Annotated in this window: 20 protein-coding genes and 1 pseudogene; 13 read left to right on the top strand and 8 right to left on the bottom strand. The window is 63.1% G+C overall.

The features are described from left to right. Nucleotides 1-333 precede the first annotated feature (333 nt). Together umuD and K2Y42_RS17435 are read left to right on the top strand one after the other, a co-directional pair. Nucleotides 334-753, top strand: coding sequence for a translesion error-prone DNA polymerase V autoproteolytic subunit (gene umuD, locus K2Y42_RS17440; RefSeq protein ID WP_291154800.1), 420 nt, complete (start codon nt 334-336; stop codon nt 751-753). A 4-nt stretch (nt 754-757) separates the two neighbouring features. Further along, the gene (locus K2Y42_RS17435; protein ID WP_291154798.1) at nt 758-2017 is read left to right on the top strand and encodes a Y-family DNA polymerase; all 1260 of its coding nucleotides are present in this window, start codon (nt 758-760) and stop codon (nt 2015-2017) included. 1 nt (nt 2018) lies between these two features. Here K2Y42_RS17435 and K2Y42_RS17430 read toward each other — a convergent pair whose 3' ends face one another. From K2Y42_RS17430 to K2Y42_RS17400, 7 genes and pseudogenes are all read right to left on the bottom strand, one after another. Then, a complete protein-coding gene (locus tag K2Y42_RS17430; protein ID WP_291154794.1) occupies nt 2019-2351 on the bottom strand; it encodes a hypothetical protein in 333 nt (110 codons plus the stop codon). Next, complete coding sequence (locus K2Y42_RS17425; RefSeq protein WP_291154789.1) at nt 2348-3118, bottom strand: exodeoxyribonuclease III; 771 nt, start codon at nt 3116-3118, stop codon at nt 2348-2350. Before K2Y42_RS17425 ends, K2Y42_RS17430 begins: the two co-directional genes overlap by 4 nt. Nucleotides 3119-3932: 814 nt before the next feature. Beyond that, the gene (locus K2Y42_RS17420; protein WP_291154784.1) at nt 3933-4841 is read right to left on the bottom strand and encodes a replication initiation protein; all 909 of its coding nucleotides are present in this window, start codon (nt 4839-4841) and stop codon (nt 3933-3935) included. 147 nt (nt 4842-4988) lie between these two features. Then, nucleotides 4989-5288 (bottom strand): hypothetical protein, encoded by a 300-nt coding sequence (locus K2Y42_RS17415; protein WP_291154782.1) that lies wholly within the window; start codon nt 5286-5288, stop codon nt 4989-4991. A 63-nt stretch (nt 5289-5351) separates the two neighbouring features. Next, nucleotides 5352-5579 (bottom strand): AlpA family phage regulatory protein, encoded by a 228-nt coding sequence (locus K2Y42_RS17410; RefSeq protein WP_291154778.1) that lies wholly within the window; start codon nt 5577-5579, stop codon nt 5352-5354. A gap of 474 nt (nt 5580-6053) precedes the next feature. Continuing rightward, nucleotides 6054-7334, bottom strand: coding sequence for a site-specific integrase (locus tag K2Y42_RS17405; RefSeq protein WP_291154773.1), 1281 nt, complete (start codon nt 7332-7334; stop codon nt 6054-6056). 199 nt (nt 7335-7533) lie between these two features. Next, nucleotides 7534-8130 (bottom strand): annotated as a pseudogene (locus K2Y42_RS17400) (A/G-specific adenine glycosylase); the annotation flags it as partial. Between the two features lie 165 nt (nt 8131-8295). On the opposite strand from K2Y42_RS17400, the gene K2Y42_RS17395 reads away from it, so the two are divergent. The 11 genes from K2Y42_RS17395 (at nt 8296) to K2Y42_RS17345 (ending at nt 18245) form a co-directional block, all read left to right on the top strand. Next, complete coding sequence (locus K2Y42_RS17395) at nt 8296-8943, top strand: DciA family protein (protein WP_291154768.1); 648 nt, start codon at nt 8296-8298, stop codon at nt 8941-8943. 210 nt (nt 8944-9153) lie between these two features. Further along, nucleotides 9154-9831, top strand: coding sequence for a DsbA family protein (locus K2Y42_RS17390; protein ID WP_291154765.1), 678 nt, complete (start codon nt 9154-9156; stop codon nt 9829-9831). Between the two features lie 66 nt (nt 9832-9897). Next, nucleotides 9898-10698 (top strand): DsbA family protein, encoded by an 801-nt coding sequence (locus K2Y42_RS17385; protein WP_291154763.1) that lies wholly within the window; start codon nt 9898-9900, stop codon nt 10696-10698. Nucleotides 10699-10730: 32 nt separating this feature from the next. Then, nucleotides 10731-14189 carry a chromosome segregation protein SMC gene (gene smc / locus K2Y42_RS17380; protein WP_291154761.1) on the top strand — a complete coding sequence of 1153 codons (3459 nt, stop codon included), beginning with the start codon at nt 10731-10733 and terminating at the stop codon, nt 14187-14189. 247 nt (nt 14190-14436) lie between these two features. Further along, nucleotides 14437-14856, top strand: a complete 420-nt coding sequence (locus K2Y42_RS17375; protein ID WP_291154759.1) for an AtpZ/AtpI family protein — start codon at nt 14437-14439, stop codon at nt 14854-14856. Between the two features lie 61 nt (nt 14857-14917). Continuing rightward, nucleotides 14918-15634 (top strand): F0F1 ATP synthase subunit A, encoded by a 717-nt coding sequence (locus K2Y42_RS17370; protein WP_291154857.1) that lies wholly within the window; start codon nt 14918-14920, stop codon nt 15632-15634. A gap of 94 nt (nt 15635-15728) precedes the next feature. Next, on the top strand, nt 15729-15953 hold the full coding sequence (locus K2Y42_RS17365; protein WP_026867805.1) for a F0F1 ATP synthase subunit C: 225 nt from the start codon (nt 15729-15731) through the stop codon (nt 15951-15953). A 79-nt stretch (nt 15954-16032) separates the two neighbouring features. After that, entirely contained in the window at nt 16033-16608 is a 576-nt protein-coding gene (locus tag K2Y42_RS17360) for a F0F1 ATP synthase subunit B' (RefSeq protein WP_291154756.1), read from the top strand. A 7-nt stretch (nt 16609-16615) separates the two neighbouring features. Continuing rightward, nucleotides 16616-17107 carry a F0F1 ATP synthase subunit B gene (locus K2Y42_RS17355; RefSeq protein ID WP_291154755.1) on the top strand — a complete coding sequence of 164 codons (492 nt, stop codon included), beginning with the start codon at nt 16616-16618 and terminating at the stop codon, nt 17105-17107. A 155-nt stretch (nt 17108-17262) separates the two neighbouring features. Beyond that, nucleotides 17263-17859: a hypothetical protein gene (locus tag K2Y42_RS17350; RefSeq protein WP_291154754.1), complete on the top strand. Its 597-nt coding sequence runs from the start codon at nt 17263-17265 to the stop codon at nt 17857-17859. 38 nt (nt 17860-17897) lie between these two features. Continuing rightward, nucleotides 17898-18245: a hypothetical protein gene (locus tag K2Y42_RS17345; RefSeq protein WP_291154752.1), complete on the top strand. Its 348-nt coding sequence runs from the start codon at nt 17898-17900 to the stop codon at nt 18243-18245. Between the two features lie 30 nt (nt 18246-18275). On the opposite strand, the gene K2Y42_RS17340 is transcribed toward K2Y42_RS17345, so the two are convergent. Beyond that, nucleotides 18276-18944, bottom strand: coding sequence for a hypothetical protein (locus K2Y42_RS17340; RefSeq protein WP_291154751.1), 669 nt, complete (start codon nt 18942-18944; stop codon nt 18276-18278). Nucleotides 18945-19072 lie beyond the last annotated feature (128 nt).

Raw genomic sequence — 19072 nt, 5'->3', positions numbered from 1 at the left:
ATTCCCTTGGTGAACAGGAGCGAAGCGACGAGAAAGTCATCGCACGTCCCCGTTGACAGGCTCAATTAGAGAAGCCGCCGTCGCGGGACTGTTAGAGACGCTCCGTCTAAGCGGTCAAGGCCGGCCCGTCAGGGCCGCTCGTCTTGGCCTTGACCGCGAAGTCTTAGGGGCGGCTAGGGCCCGCATGCGACGGCTGCGACCAACCGGGCGAGGGGCCATGGTGTTTGGTGAGCCAGAGCATTCCACAAGCAGATGAGGGCACTTAACCCGAGCTTGACATCCCATGCACAAAAGAACAAACAAGGAACGAACAGCGGGGATGTCATGTCAGCAATGGGTGAGGTAGTCGCGTGCATTGCACGCCTTTCTGCTGCGATTCCGAATTTCATGTGGCGTGTGCAGGCGGGTTTCCCATCGCCAGCCGAGGACTATCTAGAGAACCCGCTCGATTTTAATGAACTGCTGATCGCGCATCCCGCCGCCACCTTCGCCGTTCGGGTAACTGGGGACAGCATGCAAGACGTCGGGATCTTTCCAGGCGACATCGCCGTAGTCGACCGCGCAATCACCGCGCTCGATGGCTCCATCGTTCTGGGCGTCCTCAACGGCGAGTTCACGCTAAAGCGATACCGCCAGAAGGGCAGGGCGGTCTGGCTAGAGGCGGCCAATCCCGCTTATGCGCCGATCGTCATCAACGAAGATCATGAGTTTGAAGTGTGGGGTGTCGTGCGTCACGCCATACGCCGCTTGTGATTGCATGACTGTTCTGGCTCTTGTCGACTGCAACAATTTTTACGCGTCGTGCGAACGGTTGTTTCAGCCGCGGCTGAGAGGGCGGCCCGTTGTGGTGCTCTCGAACAATGATGGTTGCGTCATCGCCCGCTCAAACGAGGCTAAGGCGCTAGGCATCGTGATGGGCGATCCGTGGCATCTCAACAAACAGAAATTCGAAAAACACGGCGTGATCGTGCGGTCGTCGAACTACACGCTTTACGGCGATCTCAGTGGCCGCGTGGTCAACGTCCTTCGTGACTTCACGCCCCATCTCGAAGTGTATTCGATCGATGAAGCTTTCCTGTCATTCGATGGCTTTGCCGACTTTGGCGCGCACGCGCACACCTTGCGCGCACGCGTTCTGCAATGGACCGGTATACCTGTGTCGGTCGGCATCGCGCCGACTAAGACGCTTGCCAAGGCGGCGAACCGCGTCGCGAAGAAAACCGCAAACTGCCATGGCGTACACGCGCTCCTGACAGAATCAGAACAGACGAGGGCCCTTGAGGGATTTGCGCTCACAGATTTGTGGGGAGTAGCCGACCGGCTGGCGACGCGGCTGGGAGAAATTGGCATCACCACGCCGCTGCAATTGCGAGACGCCGATACCTCGCTCCTGCGAGAGAGACTGGGCGTTTTGGTCGAGCGCATGGCTTTGGAATTACGCGGCGTGCCGACGCAATCGCTGACCATGACCAACCCCGCCAACAAAACGATCCTCGCATCACGATCCTTCGGCCGGGCCGTGACCGAGCGGCGCGAGCTTGAGGAATCGATTTGCACTCACATCGCCCGCGCTGCCGAGAAAATGCGCCGCCAGAATCTGGTAGCAGGGGCGGTGATGGTATTTGTAACGACCAACAAGTATAAGACCGAGGATCGCCAATACGCGGCGTCGCGAACCGTTGAGCTGCCCGTCGCATCTGCTGACACCATGACACTGAGCAATGCGGCCCTGGCGGCGGCCGGCCGTCTCTGGCGGCCAGGCTACCGCTATAAGAAGGCGGGCATCACGCTGCTCGCCCTTGGCCCATCGCACAATGTGCAGAGCGACCTCTGGTGTCGTCCCGACACGCCCCGAAGCAAAGCCCTGATGCAGGCGATGGACACGATCAACGCCGCGTACGGTCGCGATAAGCTCAAACTTGCTGTCTCTGGCATCGAGCGCGGCTGGAGCCTGCGATCCGAGAAGCGGTCGCCGCACTACACGACGGATTGGGACGAATTACTGGACGTAAAATAATTCACTCGGCTTCGGCGTCGCCGATCTCGACGAACCAGTCGGCATAGGGTGTATTCTTCGCCAGATGTCGGTTGTAGTCCGGCGTTCCGTCGGTCCACCAGACCGGGCCTCGCTCGCCAAGAGCAATTTTCGCCTGGTTCACATCGGCTCGCGCATTCTTGCGCTGATCATCACTTGTCGCGTCCCGTACCCCGCGACGCGCAGTCATGAGGTCGTGGACGAGTTGTTCTTTCCGCTCCGGTGGCAAGGCAGGGTTGGATGTCCGCCACAGCCGGCCGCGGACAACGATGTAGCGGCCGTCAGGCGTCACCGGGTACTTTGCCTTTTGGCTCATTTGAGTTTGATCCAGACTGGCGTGTGGTCGCTTGCCTCGGGAAGTGCGCGAACCCAGCGATCGACGTCACCTGTCACAAGACGTTTCTTGCAAACGGAGCTTAGGAGAAGAAAATCGAGTCGCAGGCCCGCATCGCGGGGCCAACGATTGCGCATGTAGCTCCAGTAGGAAAACTTGGGGTCATGTGGGTGCAGCGACCTGATGGCATCGGTCCAACCCTGCTTCATCAATTGAGCAAAGGCTTTGCGAGGTTCGGGCCGGAGCAGGGCGTTATCAGCAAAAGAGTGGCGTTCGTAGATATCGAATTCAGTCGGCACGACATTCAAGTCACCGGCGAGCACGACCGGGATGTTCGCTTTTTGCAGACGCCGGGCGTGCGCAATGAGTCGTTTGAACCAGGCGTTCTTGTAGTCGAATTTTGGACCAGGCTGAGGATTGCCGTTAGGCAAATAGATGCAGCCGATTAACACGCCGCCGACTGCTGCTTCGATGTACCTGCTTTGGAGATCGCTCTCGTCGCCGGGCAGGTTGGAGTGGGTCAGGACAGGCGGTTTGCCACGCGCGAGGATAGCCACGCCGTTCCAGCTGCGTTGACCGCGCCACACGGCTTCGTATCCGAGGGCCTTCAGACGGTCGGCGGGAAAGGTCTCCTGCGTCGTCTTCAGCTCCTGAAGGCAGACCACATCCGGTCGGGCCTTCTTCAGCCATGCGGCTAGAGGATCAAAACGTTTATTGATGTTGTTGATGTTGTAGGTGGCTATTTTCATCGAGATCCAGATCCAGTGGCGCTACAGCTCCTGTCTTCAACGTTGCAGACGGGCAAAGGTGAGGGAATGGGCGTCTTCTCACTTTTCGCGCGGATTTGCGCGGGTCGCGAAGACTCCTACCTGAGCGCCAAGTGAGAAAATGGGCGACATTAAAACATCGGCCTCGATAACTGCTCCCACATCAAGCGAAGGTTGAAGGCGGGGCACCCCGCCGACCATCCGGTCCACGCGCAGGATCGTGCATCCATGAGGCAAACAAAGCCTATCCACGAAGAAGGCGCCGCCCGCCTCGCTGGCTGGTTCACACGCGCTCCCACCCGCCAAGCCCCTACACCGGTCAATCCACGAGTCCTGTCGTTTGGGATTTGTGTGATCCACTCCCCCAACTCCATCCTTACGTGGGTCATCCGCGTCAGCGGATTCCATAGGCCTACAGGCGCGGCGAAGTGAGCGCTTGAGCGCGAACGCAGGGTGAGGGGATCTTCGCTAGTGGCCGCTATGCGGCCACACCATTCACGGTGATCGCATGCGAACCGCACCTTGTCGGTCGTTGCGCCGGAGTCGCAGCGCTTCTCTTTATTCAAGGATTCTAATTCAGATTCAGGGAGCGAATTGCGCCATCGGATCAGCAGCTTGGTAACCCGCAAGTGAGGTAATGGGCGGGATGGGTGAGAAAAGGGGCGGAGTCGCGGGAGGAAACGGGCGGCATAGGTGAAACCGTGGGCGTTTTGCGGTGAGACAAGGGGCGGCGGATGAATGCAATCGAGATCGACTGAGTCCACAGGTGAGATATTGGGCGCAAGCTTATGGAATCTCATGCTTCCGCATCGAAGGTAATTACTTCGACGGAGCCATGCCAACGTGCCTGTCGGCCGATGCGGCTCTTTTCGCGCTCATCGTGTGCGGCGCGCAATTGGGCTGGCGATTTCTTGAACCAGGCGAGGCGCAGCTTTTCGACAGTACGGCCTTTCTTGACGGCCATGACCTCGACGGTGAAATCGGTCAGCTGATTGACCTCGGCGAGGGCGGGCTTGAGGCAGTGTTTGTTGAAGTCGGCGAAGCGATCAAGCTTGCCTTCCGGCACGCCGAGCAAGGCGCGGAATTCGTCGACACTAAAATCCTCGTACTGCTTCATGAGGCCGATACGCCGCTCGACCATCTCGTAGAGACGGATCGAGTACTTCGAGCGTAGCGCATACATGATGTGAGACTTGATCGTGGCCCAGGCCTTGCTCTGCTGGATGACGGCAAGCAGGTCAGGCGGGAATGTGTAATAGAAGTAACCGTCGTCGCGATCCTCTTCCTTGTTCGTGCCAAGCAGGTGGACGCGGAAGGTTGCCATTTCATTTGATTGCGGGTCCCGTGCGCGGATCTTGGCCCATGCGCCCATCAACTTATCGAAGGCCAACTCAAGCCGGTCGTTGCTTTCGTGGGTGCCGCGCAAGGATGCTTTCAGTACCTTATGGATCGGCTGCGTGCGGATGTTATTCCACGCGTTGGCCAGCAGCTGATTGTAGAGGATGGTTTCGGAGCGGTTGAGCGGCGTGAGCTCGATGATGTCGACCAGCTCGCGCGGTTTGATGATACGGCCGATGTTGGTGGGATCGAGCGGCTCACCCGTAACCTTCATGTCCGTCGCGCGCAGACGGCTCGGCAACTTGGCCTTTTCGATCTCTTCGAAGCCGTCAGGGGAGGTTGTGGTGTCGATCGTCCGTGAGTTCACAAGTGCGAGCGTGCCCGTTCACAAGTGAGGCCGTCAACAAGTGAATTCACATTTCCGGAATCTCACTCCCATCTCGCCCAATCTCTCACTTTAGGCATCTGCGAACCTGAGGGATTCCGGGGGGCGACTCCGCGCCCGCCCTGTTTCTCACCTATGAGCATCTGCCGGCCTTCTGCAGGAGAGCAAGAAGTTGCCAATAAGCGTTCCGGCGATGGCGTTGAGCTTTCGCCGTCGCGCAGCGTCGATTTCTTCCGGGGCCAGCCCGTGCACGAGGCAAGCACCCGCCGCAGCATGAGAAGGGTTAGTCCCGACAAGCATCTCGAGCTCGTCAGCGACCACAAGCAGAATCGTGTGTGGGGGCACCACCGGGTTCAGGCGAATGCCGCAGTCGGTGAGAACACGCACAATATGCGCGGCCTCCTCATAGTAGAGGGGATACTTTGTCATGATCCAATCCCAGCATGATGAGCGGTCATCGCGGACGCATGGCATCCGCGGCGATCAACAATTTCAGGCGTGGGGCAGATGTGGCGACGAGGGTGACGTCGAGGCAGCACGCCGTGATGCGACCCACGCTTCGATCTCGATCAGGAGCCAACCAACTCGGTTTTGACCGAGACGAATGCGTGGCGGGAACTTCCCGGCCTTTTCGAGCCGCAAGATGTGATGCGGCGTGTAGGGCACCAAAAGCTTCAGTTCTTTTTGAGTGACGATACGGAGGTGATGGAGCGAGGACATGTGCGGTCTCCTTGCGCTTGTAGCGCAATCTGAGTTGTCGGGATTTTGGAGGAACCGGATTGTCCCTGCCGAACGCACACCCCCGCACAAACCCCAGAGACCAAATTGTCCCGGAGAAAACATCGCATCGTTACTTACTAGCTTCAAATTACGGTAAATAAATGGCATATCATGCTGATAATGCGCGTTATTTTGGTAGCCCATGCAACGACTGGTTACGGGCGGCGTGATCGCCTGCTTTCACCTCCAGCATGAGATGTTCACCCAGGTTCCGTCCTGTCACTCCAGGTTGATCGTTTCCTGAAACGCATAACCACAGGAGAAATTATGGGACAAGAATTACAGGCCGCCTGGCAGCCAGTCGCATAGTCTCGAAACCCTCAAAGTCTCGACAATGCCCTGTTCCACGGCAGCTTAATTGACCAGTACACCGGTCACGAAGGTATTTAGCGACCGCCGTAACAGTCATATTCGCTAAGCGGCGCGGGAGATCGTCCGAACCGGCTCGCCCGTCAGCATATGTGTCAACAACCCCTCCCAGGCTTCAAGCGCCTCGCGCTTTTCGCGGTCGTAGGCATAGCGGTTATAGACGGCGTCAGTGATGCCACGGCTCATCGGAGCGTGGTTGAGAACGAGGGAGCGGACATGGACAGGCAATCCCAGCCGCGCCAGTTCCGTGCCGACGGTTCGCCGAAGGTCATGCGGAGATACGGTTGGCATCTGAAGCTGAACAATGAGCCGCGCCATGGCGCGTGTTATCCCAGCCGCAGAGATTGGTCGCTTTGGGTCTTCGCTTGAAGGAAAAACGTACAAGCTGTCCGCGCTGCTAACGGCGATGGCTTTGCGAAATTCTGCCGCTGCCATCGGACATAGCGGTAGGCGGTGCAACAGGCCATTCTTAGTCCGCTCGCCCGGAATGGTCCAAACCGGCTCTTCGCCGGCTAGCTCGAATTCGCTCTTCTTCGCCTCGACTACCTCGGTACGCCGTTGGCCGGTTAACAACAGCACCCGCAACACAATGCGCGTCGCGGGCGAGAGCGTCCGGCCCTTCGGGGCGCGCGGATCTCCTGACAATGTATCCATTGCGTCGAGCGACTGCCAGAATTTCAGGATGTTGTCGTGCGCAAGCACACGCTCTCGCGGCCTGCGTTCTCCGACTTTGCGCAAACGAGCCGCCGGATTGTACTCGATCAGACCTTCATCAAGTCCCCAGTTGAGTATGCGGTTCAAAAGAACCATCACGCGGTTTGATGTCAGAGGTGTTGTCTTCTTGGCCACCGCGTCGCGAAACTGGCCAATCTCGACACGCGTGAGTTGCTTAAGTCTTTTGCGCCCGAACTCTTTGTCGATGTGACAGCGAAACGTCGTCTCGTCTGTCTCCGCCCGCGCGAGTGTCGGCAACGCATGTCGCGCGTACCAGCTTGCGTAAAGATCGCCCACCGTCATGCTCTCTGCGCTGCGAAGGACGCGTTCTGCGTGCGGGTCTTTCTCGGCCACCGCGACTTCGGCGACCACGCCCTTGGATTTCTTAATTGCGGTCGCGAGGCCAACCGCACCGGCATCGCCTATCCGATACCATCGCTCCTGACGCGCTTTTCCTACCCCAATCTGGTAGCGCGCGTACCAGGTCCGCACGCCGGTCGGACTGACATAAAGCCAGAGGCCTGGCACGCCCTCAACGCGGTACCGCGTCTTCTTCCCGCCTATCGGTTTGGCGGCCAAGATTTGTCTATGATTGGCTTTCAGTGTCGGCATCGCGCAGAGATCCTGTTCACGCAGGTGACCTCTTTCGCGACCTGCTGTTCACGCCGGGTTCACGCAGGAATGCAAGCCTTGAGGTTCACCGATGCGTTCAGAGGATCACATGATAGCGGCATAATCTTGTTATTAGACAATACGTTAGAACTGAACCTGGGCGAGCATCCATGGACGCCGGAAAACCCGTCCGGCAAAAATCCTGCTGCAGCGGACACATGAGGCACGAGGGCCGCTTCGGCGTGCAGACCGTCGCGCCAAGGTCCATCATCGCCTGCGCGAAATCTCCCGCCCGCCGCTGCGGCGTGAGCGAAGCGGCCAGCCGCTTGAGTTCGCGCTTGGCGCCGGGCAACGGCTGCTTGAATGCAAACAGGCGTGACACGACCCGCTCGATGTTGCCGTCCACCGGCGTCGCCGGAATGCCGAACGCAATCGCCGCCACAGCCGCCGCCGTGTAAGGGCCGATGCCGGGCAGCGCGCCGAGACCTTCCTCTGTGCGCGGGAACTGCCCGCCATGCTCCGAGACGACCGCCTTCGCGCACTTGTGCAGGTTGCGCGCCCGCGAGTAGTAGCCAAGGCCCGCCCAGGCCGAGAGAACGTCTTCGGTATCGGCCGCCGCGAGCGCATCCACCGTCGGCCAGCGCTGAAGAAATCGCTCGTAGAAAGGGATGACGGCCTTGACGGTCGTCTGCTGCAGCATGATCTCGCTGAGCCAGACGCGATAGGGATCGACCCGCTTGCCGCGTTTGCCGCGCCACGGCAAATCACGCCGCTCGCGATCGTACCAGTCGAGCAACGCAGCCGCCGTGTCCGGACCAGCCGGACGGAGCGGGAGTTGCCTGCGGGCAACAGCTTTCACGTTGTCCCCCTATCGGAAACCGCGGCCCCTGTCGGAAGCGGCGCGAATCACTCCCATGATGCTAGGGACCTGCAACAGTCCTGCCTATGACAGCAAAGCCGCGTGACCGCAAAGCTCACAGAAAAACCTAGGAGAAAGCCGCTGCCCCATCCGGCGCGGCGGTATCTCGCGGTTCCGCGCGCTGAGGCGCGTTTTGCGCTGCCGCCCACGGCGCGTCACGTCGCGGCCAAGGCGGTCGGCAGCTTCGTCCCGTCGCTGACGCGCAAAGCCTTTGAAAAATTTGGCTTCTCGACTGCAACGCTGATTACCGACTGGCCGCGCATCGCAGGCGCGGAGCTTGCGTCGTACACGCTTCCCGACCGTCTCAAATGGCCCCGCGGCGCAGGCAGCGCCGACCTTGGCGGCGAGGACGACGAGGGTGGGCGCCCCGGAGCAACCCTGATCCTGCGGGTCGATCCTGCCCGTGCCCTCGATGTCGAATACCGCGCGCGCCAGATCATGGACCGCATCAACGCCTATTTCGGCTATCGCGCTGTCGAAACCCTGCGTCTGGTCCAGGTGCCCGTTTCCGCTCCCGCGCCGGAGCGCCGCGCGCCGCCCCAGTCCCAGCGTGCAGGCGAATTGCCCGTCAAGGCCGCCTCCGGCCAAGCGAACGGCCCCCCCGCATCGGAAGCCGATGACGCCCTCGCCGCCGCCCTCGCGCGCATGGAACGGGGTGTTCTGGCCGGCCGCCCCGCTCGCACGCGCTGAGCGCCCTGGCCCCGCACTGAGGCGGCGCCGGCCGGAAAGTCTGCGCGCCCCCCGCTCTCCCCTGCATGTCCGCCATTCAAATGGCATTCACACGTAATTTGCCTTAATCGCTCGCCATGCCCATGTTATCAGCCAGACCCGAATTTGGGTGCCGGCCCGATGGCCGGGCTGAGACGCGGACCCGCAGTGAAGACAACGAGGAGTTGGACGATGGACGTGACGAACCGGTTTGATCGCCGCCAGGCCTTGAAGACGGGAGCCTCCGTCGCTGGCTTCGCCCTCCTGGCATCATCGGTTCCCGCCCTCGCCCAGCGCGCAAAGGGCCCGGCTGAAGTCCCCGTCGACGAGCTGATGAAGGTCGGCGACCTGCCGGACCTCTCCATCGGGTCCGACACGGCCAAGGTCACGGTCGTCGAATACGCCTCCATGACCTGCGGCCACTGCATGGCCTTCCACACCAAGGTCTTCCCCGAGCTCAAGAAAAAGTACGTCGACACGGGCAAGGTACGCTTCGTGTTCCGCGAGTTCCCGCTCGACCCGCGCGCCTTCGCGGCGTCCATGCTGGCCCGCTGCGCCGGCCCCGACAAGTCGCTGAACATGATCGACGCGCTGTTCGATACGCAGGAGCAGTGGGCATTCGTGCGCGAGAACCCGACGCCCAAGCTGTTCGAAATCGCCAAGCAGGCGGGCTTCACGCAGGAAAGCTTCGACAAGTGCCTGACGGACCAGAAGCTGCTCGACCAGCTCACCGCCGTGCACACGCGCGCCGCCGAAGTGTTTGGCGTCAACGCCACGCCGAGCTTCTTCATCAACGGCAAGCGGCTGCAGGCGGCCCCGAACGTCGAGGAATTCGACAAGGTGATCGAGCCCCTTCTCGCGCAGGGCTAAGTTCAGACCGGACGACGGGCGGCCGGCACCGGTGAGGGCCGGCGCCGCGATGGGGAGACGCCGGACATGAGAGCGCGCGCGCAGGCGACATTGGCCGTTCTCGGCGCGCTGTTCCTCGCCGCATGCTCCGGCAATACATCCGTGCCGAATCTCTCGCCGGGAGCAGCCGCGCCCTCGGGCGAGGCGTCGGCGTTCAACGGCTCACCCGTCGAGGCCGCATCCGACTCGCCGATGGGCGCCTTCGGATCGATCCCCGATCCGACCCAAGGCGCGCGCCAGATCATCCAGAACCCAAGCGTCGCCGAAATCATGGCGCCGGGAACGCTGCCGGAAATGACGCTGGGGCGCGCCGATGCCCCGGTGACGATCATCCAGTATCAGTCGCTCACCTGCCCGCACTGCCGCGCCTTCCACCGCGACACCTTCCCGGAGTTCGAGCGCACGTACATCAAGACCGGCAAAGTCCGCTTCATCATGCGCGAGTTCCCGATCGGTAAGCAGTCCGGTCAGGCCACGATCGCGCTGCGCTGCGCGCCACCCGATAAGTACTTCGCACTCTACGGGAAATTCATGGAGCAACAGGCGTCCTGGGTGTCTCAGGAAGTCCGCCTGGATCCTATTTTCGCCGTCGCCAAGCAAGTGGGGATGACGCGCGCCCAATTCGATGCCTGTTACCAGAATCAGGCCATGATCGAAGGCTTGAAATGGGTCAAGGATCGCGGGCGGACGCTCGGCATCATCGGCACACCGAATTTCTTCGTCGCGGGCAAGCTCGTGAAGAAGACGCTGACGATGGCCGACATCCGCGAGCTGGTCGATCCGCTGCTTACGGGGCAGGCCGCTGCCTCCGCGAGCGTGGCCCGCTGACCGGGACTCTCACTGCGGGATAGACGCACGCAATGAAGATCAGCCGTCTCAGGCTTCTGGGATTCAAATCCTTCGTCGAGCCGACCGATCTCGTGATCGAGCCGGGGCTTACCGGCGTCGTCGGACCGAACGGCTGCGGCAAGTCCAACCTGCTCGAAGCTCTTCGCTGGGTCATGGGCGAGACCTCGCACAAGTCCATGCGCGCCGCCGCCATGGACGACGTGATCTTTTCCGGCACCACCGTACGCCCGGCGCGCAACGTCGCCGAAGTGACGCTGTTTCTCGACAACAGCCAGCGTCAGGCTCCCGCCGAATTCAACGACAGCGATCAGATCGAGATCACCCGGCGCATCGAGCGCGAAGCGGGCTCCGCCTATCGCATCAACGGCCGCGATGCGCGTGCACGCGACGTCAAAATCCTGTTCGAGGACGCCGCCACCGGCGCGCGCTCGCCCGCCCTCGTGCGCCAGGGGCAGATTTCCGAGATCGTCAACGCCAAGCCCGAGCAGCGCCGCCGCGTGCTGGAAGACGCCGCCGGCATTGCCGGCCTGCACAGCCGCCGCCACGAGGCGGAGCTGCGCTTGAAGGGCGCCGAAAGCAACCTCGCCCGCCTCTCCGACATCATGGGCCAGCTCGGTTCGCAGATCGAAAGCCTGAAGCGCCAGGCCCGCCAGGCGCGCCGCTACAAGGACCTCTCCGAAGAGATCCGCCGCGGCGAAGCCCTTCTCGCTCATCTGTCGTGGATCGAAGCCCAGACGCTCGTCGACACCGAGGAGCGCAACTTCGCGGAGGGTCTCGCGCTGCTGGCGCAGGCGACCGAGGCCGAGGCCATCGCCATCCGCGATGAAGCCGATCTTTCCGAAACGATCCAGCCGCTGCGCGAAAAGGAAGCCGAGCGCGGCGCGGCGCTGAGCCGGATCCGCATCGAAACCGACGGCCTCGCCAAGGAAGCCACCCGCTGCACCGAGCGCCGCCAGGAGCTGGCCAAGCTCGCAACCGAGCTTGAAAAGGATCTCGCGCGCGAGGCGGTGCTGATTTCCGAAGCCAAGGATATCCTGGCCGAGTTCGATGTCGAAGCCGCCGGCCTCGACACGGCCGACACGGAAGCCGACGCCGCCGAGGATCACATCCACGCGGCCGAGGAAGAAGCCCAATCCGCGGTCGACGTGGCCGAGAAAGATCTCGCCGTCGTCACGGAAAAGGCCGCTGAATCGCGCGCCAAACGCAAGTCGCTGGAAACGGCAGAGGAGGAACGCCGCAGGACGATCGCGAAGTTCGCCGCCGAACTCGCCTCTCTCCAGCGCGATACGGAAGCAGCGGCCGCAGCCGCCCCGGATTCGCTCAAGCTCGCGTCCATCACCGAGCAGGGCCAGCGCCTCGCGCGCGAAATCGCAACCATCGAGGCCGCGACCCTCGACGCCGAGGACAAGCTCGGCGATCTCGTCGAGCTGGCACGTACCAAGAGCGAAACCGCCCAGCGCGCGCGCATGGCGCTGTCCGCGCTGATCACCGAGCGCGAAACGCTCTCGAAGCTCGTCATGCCGACCTACGAAGACGGCATGCCGCCCGTGGTCGAGCAGTTGCGCGTTGCGCCCGGCTACGAGGCCGCGCTCGTCGCATCCCTCGGCGACGACCTCGACGCCCCAATCCACGAAGCCGCCGACGTCCGCTGGCGCCGCATCGAGGTCGGACAGGACGACGAAGCCCTCCCCGCCGACGCGGAGCCCTTGAGCCTTCACGTCGGCGCGCCGCCAGAACTGACCCGCCGCCTGCGCCAGATCGGCGTCGTCTCGCGCGAGCTCGGCGCGCGCCTGCAGCCGCATCTGAAGCAGGGCCAGCGCCTCGTCAGTCGCGAAGGTGATCTCTGGAGGTGGGACGGCTTCATCGCCGTAGCGGGCGGCATGACGCCGGCCGCCCAGCGCCTCGCCGAGCGCAATCGGCTCTCGGACATGTTCGAGCGCGAAAAGCTCGCCAAGGCCGAAACGCAGCGCCTGACCGTCGAGGAGCAGGAAGCCGCCGCCGCTCACGCCGCAGCAGCGGCGGAAGAAAAGCGCCTGCGCGCCCTCTGGCGCGACACGCAGGCCAATCACGTCGCCACCCGCGACGCCCTCGAGGCCATCCAGCGGCAGGCCCGCGCCACCGAAGCGAAGATGGCCGCGATCGGCGAAGCGCGCACGCGCGCCGAAACCGCGCAGGCCGATGCCCAGGCCGCGCTCGACCACATCGAGGACGAGCTGGCCAAGCTCGACTCGGAAGCAGATCCGGCCGCCCGCTTGCAGGAGGTCCAGCGCGCCGCGCAGGAAAAGCGCACCGCGCTTACCGTCGCTCAGGCCCGCGTCGCCAGCCACGTCCGCGAACGCGAAGCGCGCAAGCGCCGCCGCGACGCCATCGCCTCCGAGCGCGCCCGCTGGGCGACGCGCAGCCAAAGTGCCGCCGACCACATCGCCGCCCTCGAAGAACGCCTCGGCAAGACCAAGGCCGACGTCATTTCCCTCGATGAGGTGATTCCCGCCCTGGACGAGCGCCGCCAGAGCCTGCTCGGCGCCCTGTCGGATGCCGAAGCGGCACGCAATACGGCAGCCGACGACCTGGCGCGGGCGGAAACCGCGCTGCGGACGGCCGCTCAAGCGCTTCGCGCGGCCCAGACCGCCCTCGCGGGCGCCCGCGAATCCAAAGTCCGCGTCGAGACGAAGCTCGAAGGCGCCCGCACCCGCCGCCAGGATGAGGCACGCCGCATTCGCGAGAACATGAACGTCAACCCAGAGGACTGCCTCGCCATCGCCGGCTTGGCCGCGGGCGACAGCCTGCCTGCCCTCGCCGACGCCGACCGCAGCCTTCAACGCTTAAAGAGCGACCGCGAACGCTTGGGTGGCGTCAACCTGCAGGCCGACGAGGAACTGAACGCGTTTCTCGAACAGCTCGGCACCATGGAGACCGAGAAGGCCGACGTCGAAGAGGCGATCGCAAAGCTGCGCGGCGCTATCAACCAGCTGAACCGCGAGGGCAAGAAGCGCCTCGACGAGGCCTTCGAGACCGTCAACGGCCACTTCCAGCGGCTGTTCACGACCCTGTTCGGCGGCGGCGAAGCGCGCCTGGAAATGATCGCCGGGGAAGACCCGCTCGACAGCGGCCTCGAAATCCTGGCCAAGCCACCGGGCAAGAAGCCCGCCACCCTGTCGCTGCTCTCGGGCGGCGAGCAGACGCTGACCGCCCTCTCGCTTATCTTCGCGATCTTCCTCACGAATCCGTCGCCGATCTGCGTGCTCGACGAAGTCGACGCCCCGCTCGACGATGCCAACGTCGACCGCTTCTGCCTGCTGATGGAAAAGATGTCCGAGGAGACCGCCACGCGCTTCCTCGTCATCACGCATCACCCGATGACGATGATGCGGATGAACAGACTGTTCGGCGTGACGATGGCCGAAAAGGGCGTCTCCCAGCTTGTGTCGGTCGACCTCGAAACCGCCCGCTCCTTCCGCGAAGCAGGCTGACCTCAGCAGCCGGATCGCCATCCGGCCTAAGGCCACTCTACTTAAGGATATGCCGGTCTTTTTCCGGGCGTTTCAGGCCATTGCCCGCGGCTTGCTGCCTTGCCCGATCCCTGCGCGGTTTCGCCGTACCCTTTCGCAGGCCCGACAATGTGGCCATTGCTTGACACGGCGGGGGCTCCGGGTATGGTGCGCGCCGTTGGTATTCCGGCCGTTTTCAGCCCTGAGTCTGGCACGGTAAGGGGACGCGATGTCGACGCCGAGCGATGACGAAAATCCTGCTCGCGGCGAGATTTCCCCCGAGGAACGGGACGCGTTTAAAAAGCGCGCTTCGGATCTGGGTGCTCGGCTCGAAAAGGTCAAGGCAGAGGCTCGCGCCAAGCGCGGTCCCGAGCCCGGTGATCGGGCGCGCGGCGCGGCGATGGGTCAGGCGATGAAAATCGCCATTGAACTGGTCGTCGGCATCGCCGTCGGCGGGTTCATCGGCAAAATTCTGGACGACCAGTTCGGAACGGCGCCTTGGCTACTGATCGTGTTTCTGATGCTCGGCTTTGCAGCCGGTCTCATGAACATCATAAGGACGGCGCGACGCCTTCAGGCGGAAGCCGAACCGATGCAGCGAAGCGCCAAGGCGGTTCCTGACGACGACGAAGAAGAAGACCGGAAGTAGGGGACGGACATTGGCTCAGGCGGCAGAAGTGGCGGGACACGCGGCGGAAAACCACGGCCCGATGGCCCAGTTCGAGATCAAGCGTCTCGTTCCGATGGAGCTGTTCGGCTACGACATCTCCTTCACGAACTCGGCGCTCTTCATGGTTCTGGCGCTCGTGCTCGCATCGGGCTTCCTGATTTTCGCGATGAACGGCCGCTCGCTCGTGCCGAGCCGCATGCAGTCGATCGCCGAAAGCCTTTATGAGTTCGTCGCCGGCATCGTCCGCGAGAACCTGGGCGAAGAAGGCATGCGCTACTTCCCCTGGGTCTTCTCGATCTTCATCTTCATTCTCGCCGTCAACATGCTGGGCATGATCCCGGGCTCGTTCACGGTCACCAGCCACATCATCGTCACCTTCGCGCTCGCGCTCATGGTCTGGGTCACGGTCACGCTGATCGGCTTTGCGCGCCACGGCGTGGGTTACCTGAAGCTCTTCGTGCCGGACGGCGTGCCGATCTGGCTGATGCCGCTGATCGTGCCGATCGAGATCGTGTCCTACCTCATCCGTCCCATCAGCCTTGCCGTGCGTCTGTTCGCCAACATGATGGCCGGCCACACGATGCTGAAGGTTTTCGCAAGCTTCGCGGTCAGCCTGCCGGTGGTTGCCAAGGCCTTCCCGGTTCTCTTCACCGCCGCGTTCACCGGCCTCGAATTTCTCGTGTCGTTCCTGCAGGCGTTCATTTTCACCGTGTTGACCTGCATCTACCTGAACGACGCGGTCAACATGCACCACTAATCGCTGCGCCGAAGCCGGAGCGGCAGCGATGCCGTTCCGGACGAAAGCGTGCCGTTCCCAATCAACCACTTAAAACTCTAAAATGGAGACGACCATGGATCCCCAGGCAGCAAAGTTCATCGGCGCCGGCCTCGCCTGCTTCGCGCTCATCGGCGCCGGCATCGGCATCGGCAACATCTTCGGCAACTACCTCTCGGGCGCGCTGCGCAACCCGTCGGCTGCTCCTGGCCAGTTCACGAACCTGCTGATCGGCTTCGCTCTCGCTGAAGCAACCGGCCTGTTCGGCCTCCTCATCGCTCTGATCATCCTCTTCGGTTGATCCGTCACAGGCGGCAGGCCCTCGACGCGGATAAACCCGCGATCGTGGGCCCGCGGCCGGCTCCTTTGAGGAGACTTCAATGATTACAGCGATGACAGTGCTCGTCGCGGAAGCTCTCGACGTCGGAAGAGACGTGGCCGAAGCGCTCGACGAGCACAAGTCGGGCGGGCTTCCGCAACTCCACGCCCCCGACTTCGCTCCGCAGCTTTTCTGGCTCGCGGTGACGTTCGTGCTGCTCTACTGGATCATGTCGAAGGTTGCGCTTCCGCGCATCGGCGAGGTGATCGAAGAGCGTCGCGACCGCATTCAGCGCGATCTGGCTGCGGCCGAGCGGCTCAAGGGCGAGACCGACAAGGCGCTCCAGACCTACGAGAAGGCGCTTTCGGACGCACGCGGTAGCGCATCTGCCATCGCTCGCAAGACGCGCGATGAGCTGGGCGCCGAGGTCGACAAGGAACGCAAGGCTGTCGAGGACCAGTTGGCGAAGAAGCTCGCTGACGCCGAGGCCAGCATTGCCGCCACCAAGACCAAGGCTCTCGCCAGCGTCAAGGACATCGCCGGCGACACGGTCGTCGAGATCGTCAACGCGTTGACGAACATCAACGTCACGAAGGACGAGGCGGTTCGCGCCATCCCGTCCGGTTCGGACAAGTGAGGCGAGTATGCTGAACCCCGGCTATCCTGAATTCTGGGTGATGATCTCGTTCCTGCTGTTTATGGGACTGCTCATCTGGAAAGGCGTTCCCGGCATCATCGGCCGCGCACTCGATGCGCGCGCCAATGCCATCCGCACCGAGCTCGACGAAGCCCGCCGCCTGCGCGACGAGGCCCAGCAGCTCCTCGCTGACTACCAGCGCAAGGCGCGTGAGGCCGAGGACGAAGCAAAGTCGATCATCGACGCCGCCAAGCGCGAGGCCGAAAGCCTTGCCGCCGAAACGCGCCGTTCGCTGGCAGAGCAGGTCGAGCGCCGCACCAAGTCGGCCGAGGAAAAGATCGCCCGCGCGGAAGCCCAGGCCATCAGCGACGTCCGCGCTGCGGCAGTCGATCTGGCCGTCAAAGCCTCCGAGGGCATTCTCAAGGCCAAGATGGCCGGCGAAGCGGGCGTTTCGCTCGCCGAGACCGCCATTCGCGACCTCAAGGGCAAGCTCAACTGAGCTGCCCGCTGCCTTGATCAACGACCTTTCGAAAAACCGGGCCACGTGCCCGGTTTTTTTTGTGCCCTGAGACACAACGCGGTGGCCGGAAAAGCGATCGCCGGAAAAATGTGCTACGCCCGCTGAGCAATCGCCAGCGCGGATACGAGATCGACATGAACAGCGAGATGAAGCTCATCGCACGACGACGCATGACGGCCTTGGCGTCCCTGCTGATCCTGGCGCTCGCCGCACCAACGCTCGCGCGCGCCCAGGACGGGGCCGCCGCCAGCGTGCGCCTCTTCGATCGCCTCTGCTACGGCACCATGCCCGAGATCGCACGCGTCGAGGCACAGGCCGACAGCACGTGGCAGCCGATCACCGGCAAGGACCTCGACGCATTCCGCCCCGCGGTCGCACCGGAAATCCTCAAGGCCTGGACGCTGACGTCCGGCGCCGGCACCTACTCGCTCGCCATCACCAAGAGCCCGATGGACGACCAGTCGAAGGCCGATTTTCCGAAATACGAGGACGCGACGAACTTCGCGTGCAGCCTCGTGCTGCCCAACGACAAGACGCCGCCCGCGTCCGTCTCGGCTGAAATGCAGAAGCTCATCGAGCGCAAGCCGGACGCCGCCTACGTGGAAGGCCCGTGGGCGATCACCTCCTGGAGCGGCGGCAATGATCGCCTGCTCGTTCTGGTCTACCACTACGCGCCGAAATCAGGCTCCCCCGGCGGCCTGATCTCGATGACCGTCTTCCAGAAGCCCTGAGCGCGGCCAAGCCCGCCCGGCAGCGGAGGTCACCGCGCATGACTGCCTTCGAATGGCTGGAGCCCTGGTACGCCGTGGACGACGAGACGGTTGCCGCCGGTCTTGTGCGTCAGCTTGCGATCGAGGTTTCGCCGCGCCACGTTCTGTTTGGAAAGTCCGCGCGCCTGATCGCACGCCGCGCCGACACCGACGACGCGCTCTTCGCGCTCGCCGACGGCCGCGTCGCGGAAGTGCATCTCACCTGGAGCCGCTACGCCGAGCCCGACCCGCGCTGGCCCGCAACGGCCATCTTTGACTCGCAGGACATCTGGGCCAGAGACAGCATGCGCCCCCTGCACGCCGAGCTTTCCGGCGAATGCGACGAGCAAACGGAAGAACGCGACTAGCAGACGGAAATGGCTGGGAGGCGAAACCGGCTAGCCCGCTTTCGGGGGCGGCCTGTCGAAGCCGACGTAAACCTCGAACTCGCCGGGACGTGAACCCTCGGGCACGTTGAACGTCACCGTGCGAACGGCCGAGAAATATCCGATCGGATTTTCCACCGCGACCGTCGCGTCGACGCGCAGCTTGTCGGTCGTGATCCGCTCGCGCTTGGCGTCCGTCACGAACACATTGATCGGCAGCGAGATCGGCCCGGACTTGCCGCGCGGCCCGAGCAGGATGCGGCCGGAGAAGCCGTACTTCACCGTGACCTGCGAACCGTTCATCTGGCACTCGCGCGCCGTCTGTGTGATTTCACCGCGATGCATGATCGCCAGCCCGTCGCCGTCGCGGCCGGGCTCGTAGATCGTGACGTAGCTGTCTCGCGGCCAGGTGACGAAGCGCGGGCAGCCCGGCTGGGCTTCTCCCCCGCCGAGTGACGAGGGATCGCCGCCGCCCTGCTTGGCGGCCGCCATCAGCTCGGCCTCGCTGACCGTCGGCTCAGCGGTGCTCGAACCGCTGCCGAAGATGCTCGACCCGAGACCGGACGTGACGGACGACATGCCGCACCCGCCGAGCGCAGCCGCCATGCCGAGGGCAATGACGGTTCCACATAGGCCAATGGCTCGCGCCGTGAATGCCTTCGTCATGACGGATTGCGCCATGCCACTCCGATCCGCATAATCACTGAAACTTGCTTGCGCCGAGCGAGATCCCCCGATCCCGTCGCGCCCGCCCCCGCCTTGGCAGTGTCCGTTTTGAAGGTCAGACTCAAGCTGTATCACCCCTGCCA

Source organism: Hyphomicrobium sp. (assembly GCF_019744875.1).
Lineage (GTDB): Bacteria > Pseudomonadota > Alphaproteobacteria > Rhizobiales > Hyphomicrobiaceae > Hyphomicrobium_C.
The sequence above is the reverse complement of the archived record's forward strand: the minus strand, read 5'-3'. Positions and strand labels throughout refer to the sequence as shown.

Bases quoted from the DNA above. Each gene is read 5' to 3' on its own strand.
- umuD (WP_291154800.1), top strand. From the start codon at position 334: ATGGGTGAGGTAGTCGCGTGCATTGCACGCCTTTCTGCTGCGATTCCG.
- K2Y42_RS17435 (WP_291154798.1), top strand. From the start codon at position 758: ATGACTGTTCTGGCTCTTGTCGACTGCAACAATTTTTACGCGTCGTGC.
- K2Y42_RS17430 (WP_291154794.1), bottom strand. From the start codon at position 2,351: ATGAGCCAAAAGGCAAAGTACCCGGTGACGCCTGACGGCCGCTACATC.
- K2Y42_RS17425 (WP_291154789.1), bottom strand. From the start codon at position 3,118: ATGAAAATAGCCACCTACAACATCAACAACATCAATAAACGTTTTGAT.
- K2Y42_RS17415 (WP_291154782.1), bottom strand. From the start codon at position 5,288: ATGACAAAGTATCCCCTCTACTATGAGGAGGCCGCGCATATTGTGCGT.
- K2Y42_RS17410 (WP_291154778.1), bottom strand. From the start codon at position 5,579: ATGTCCTCGCTCCATCACCTCCGTATCGTCACTCAAAAAGAACTGAAG.
- K2Y42_RS17405 (WP_291154773.1), bottom strand. From the start codon at position 7,334: ATGCCGACACTGAAAGCCAATCATAGACAAATCTTGGCCGCCAAACCG.
- K2Y42_RS17390 (WP_291154765.1), top strand. From the start codon at position 9,154: ATGGACGTGACGAACCGGTTTGATCGCCGCCAGGCCTTGAAGACGGGA.
- K2Y42_RS17385 (WP_291154763.1), top strand. From the start codon at position 9,898: ATGAGAGCGCGCGCGCAGGCGACATTGGCCGTTCTCGGCGCGCTGTTC.
- smc (WP_291154761.1), top strand. From the start codon at position 10,731: ATGAAGATCAGCCGTCTCAGGCTTCTGGGATTCAAATCCTTCGTCGAG.
- K2Y42_RS17375 (WP_291154759.1), top strand. From the start codon at position 14,437: ATGTCGACGCCGAGCGATGACGAAAATCCTGCTCGCGGCGAGATTTCC.
- K2Y42_RS17370 (WP_291154857.1), top strand. From the start codon at position 14,918: ATGGCCCAGTTCGAGATCAAGCGTCTCGTTCCGATGGAGCTGTTCGGC.
- K2Y42_RS17365 (WP_026867805.1), top strand. From the start codon at position 15,729: ATGGATCCCCAGGCAGCAAAGTTCATCGGCGCCGGCCTCGCCTGCTTC.
- K2Y42_RS17360 (WP_291154756.1), top strand. From the start codon at position 16,033: ATGATTACAGCGATGACAGTGCTCGTCGCGGAAGCTCTCGACGTCGGA.
- K2Y42_RS17355 (WP_291154755.1), top strand. From the start codon at position 16,616: ATGCTGAACCCCGGCTATCCTGAATTCTGGGTGATGATCTCGTTCCTG.
- K2Y42_RS17350 (WP_291154754.1), top strand. From the start codon at position 17,263: ATGAACAGCGAGATGAAGCTCATCGCACGACGACGCATGACGGCCTTG.
- K2Y42_RS17345 (WP_291154752.1), top strand. From the start codon at position 17,898: ATGACTGCCTTCGAATGGCTGGAGCCCTGGTACGCCGTGGACGACGAG.
- K2Y42_RS17340 (WP_291154751.1), bottom strand. From the start codon at position 18,944: ATGGCGCAATCCGTCATGACGAAGGCATTCACGGCGCGAGCCATTGGC.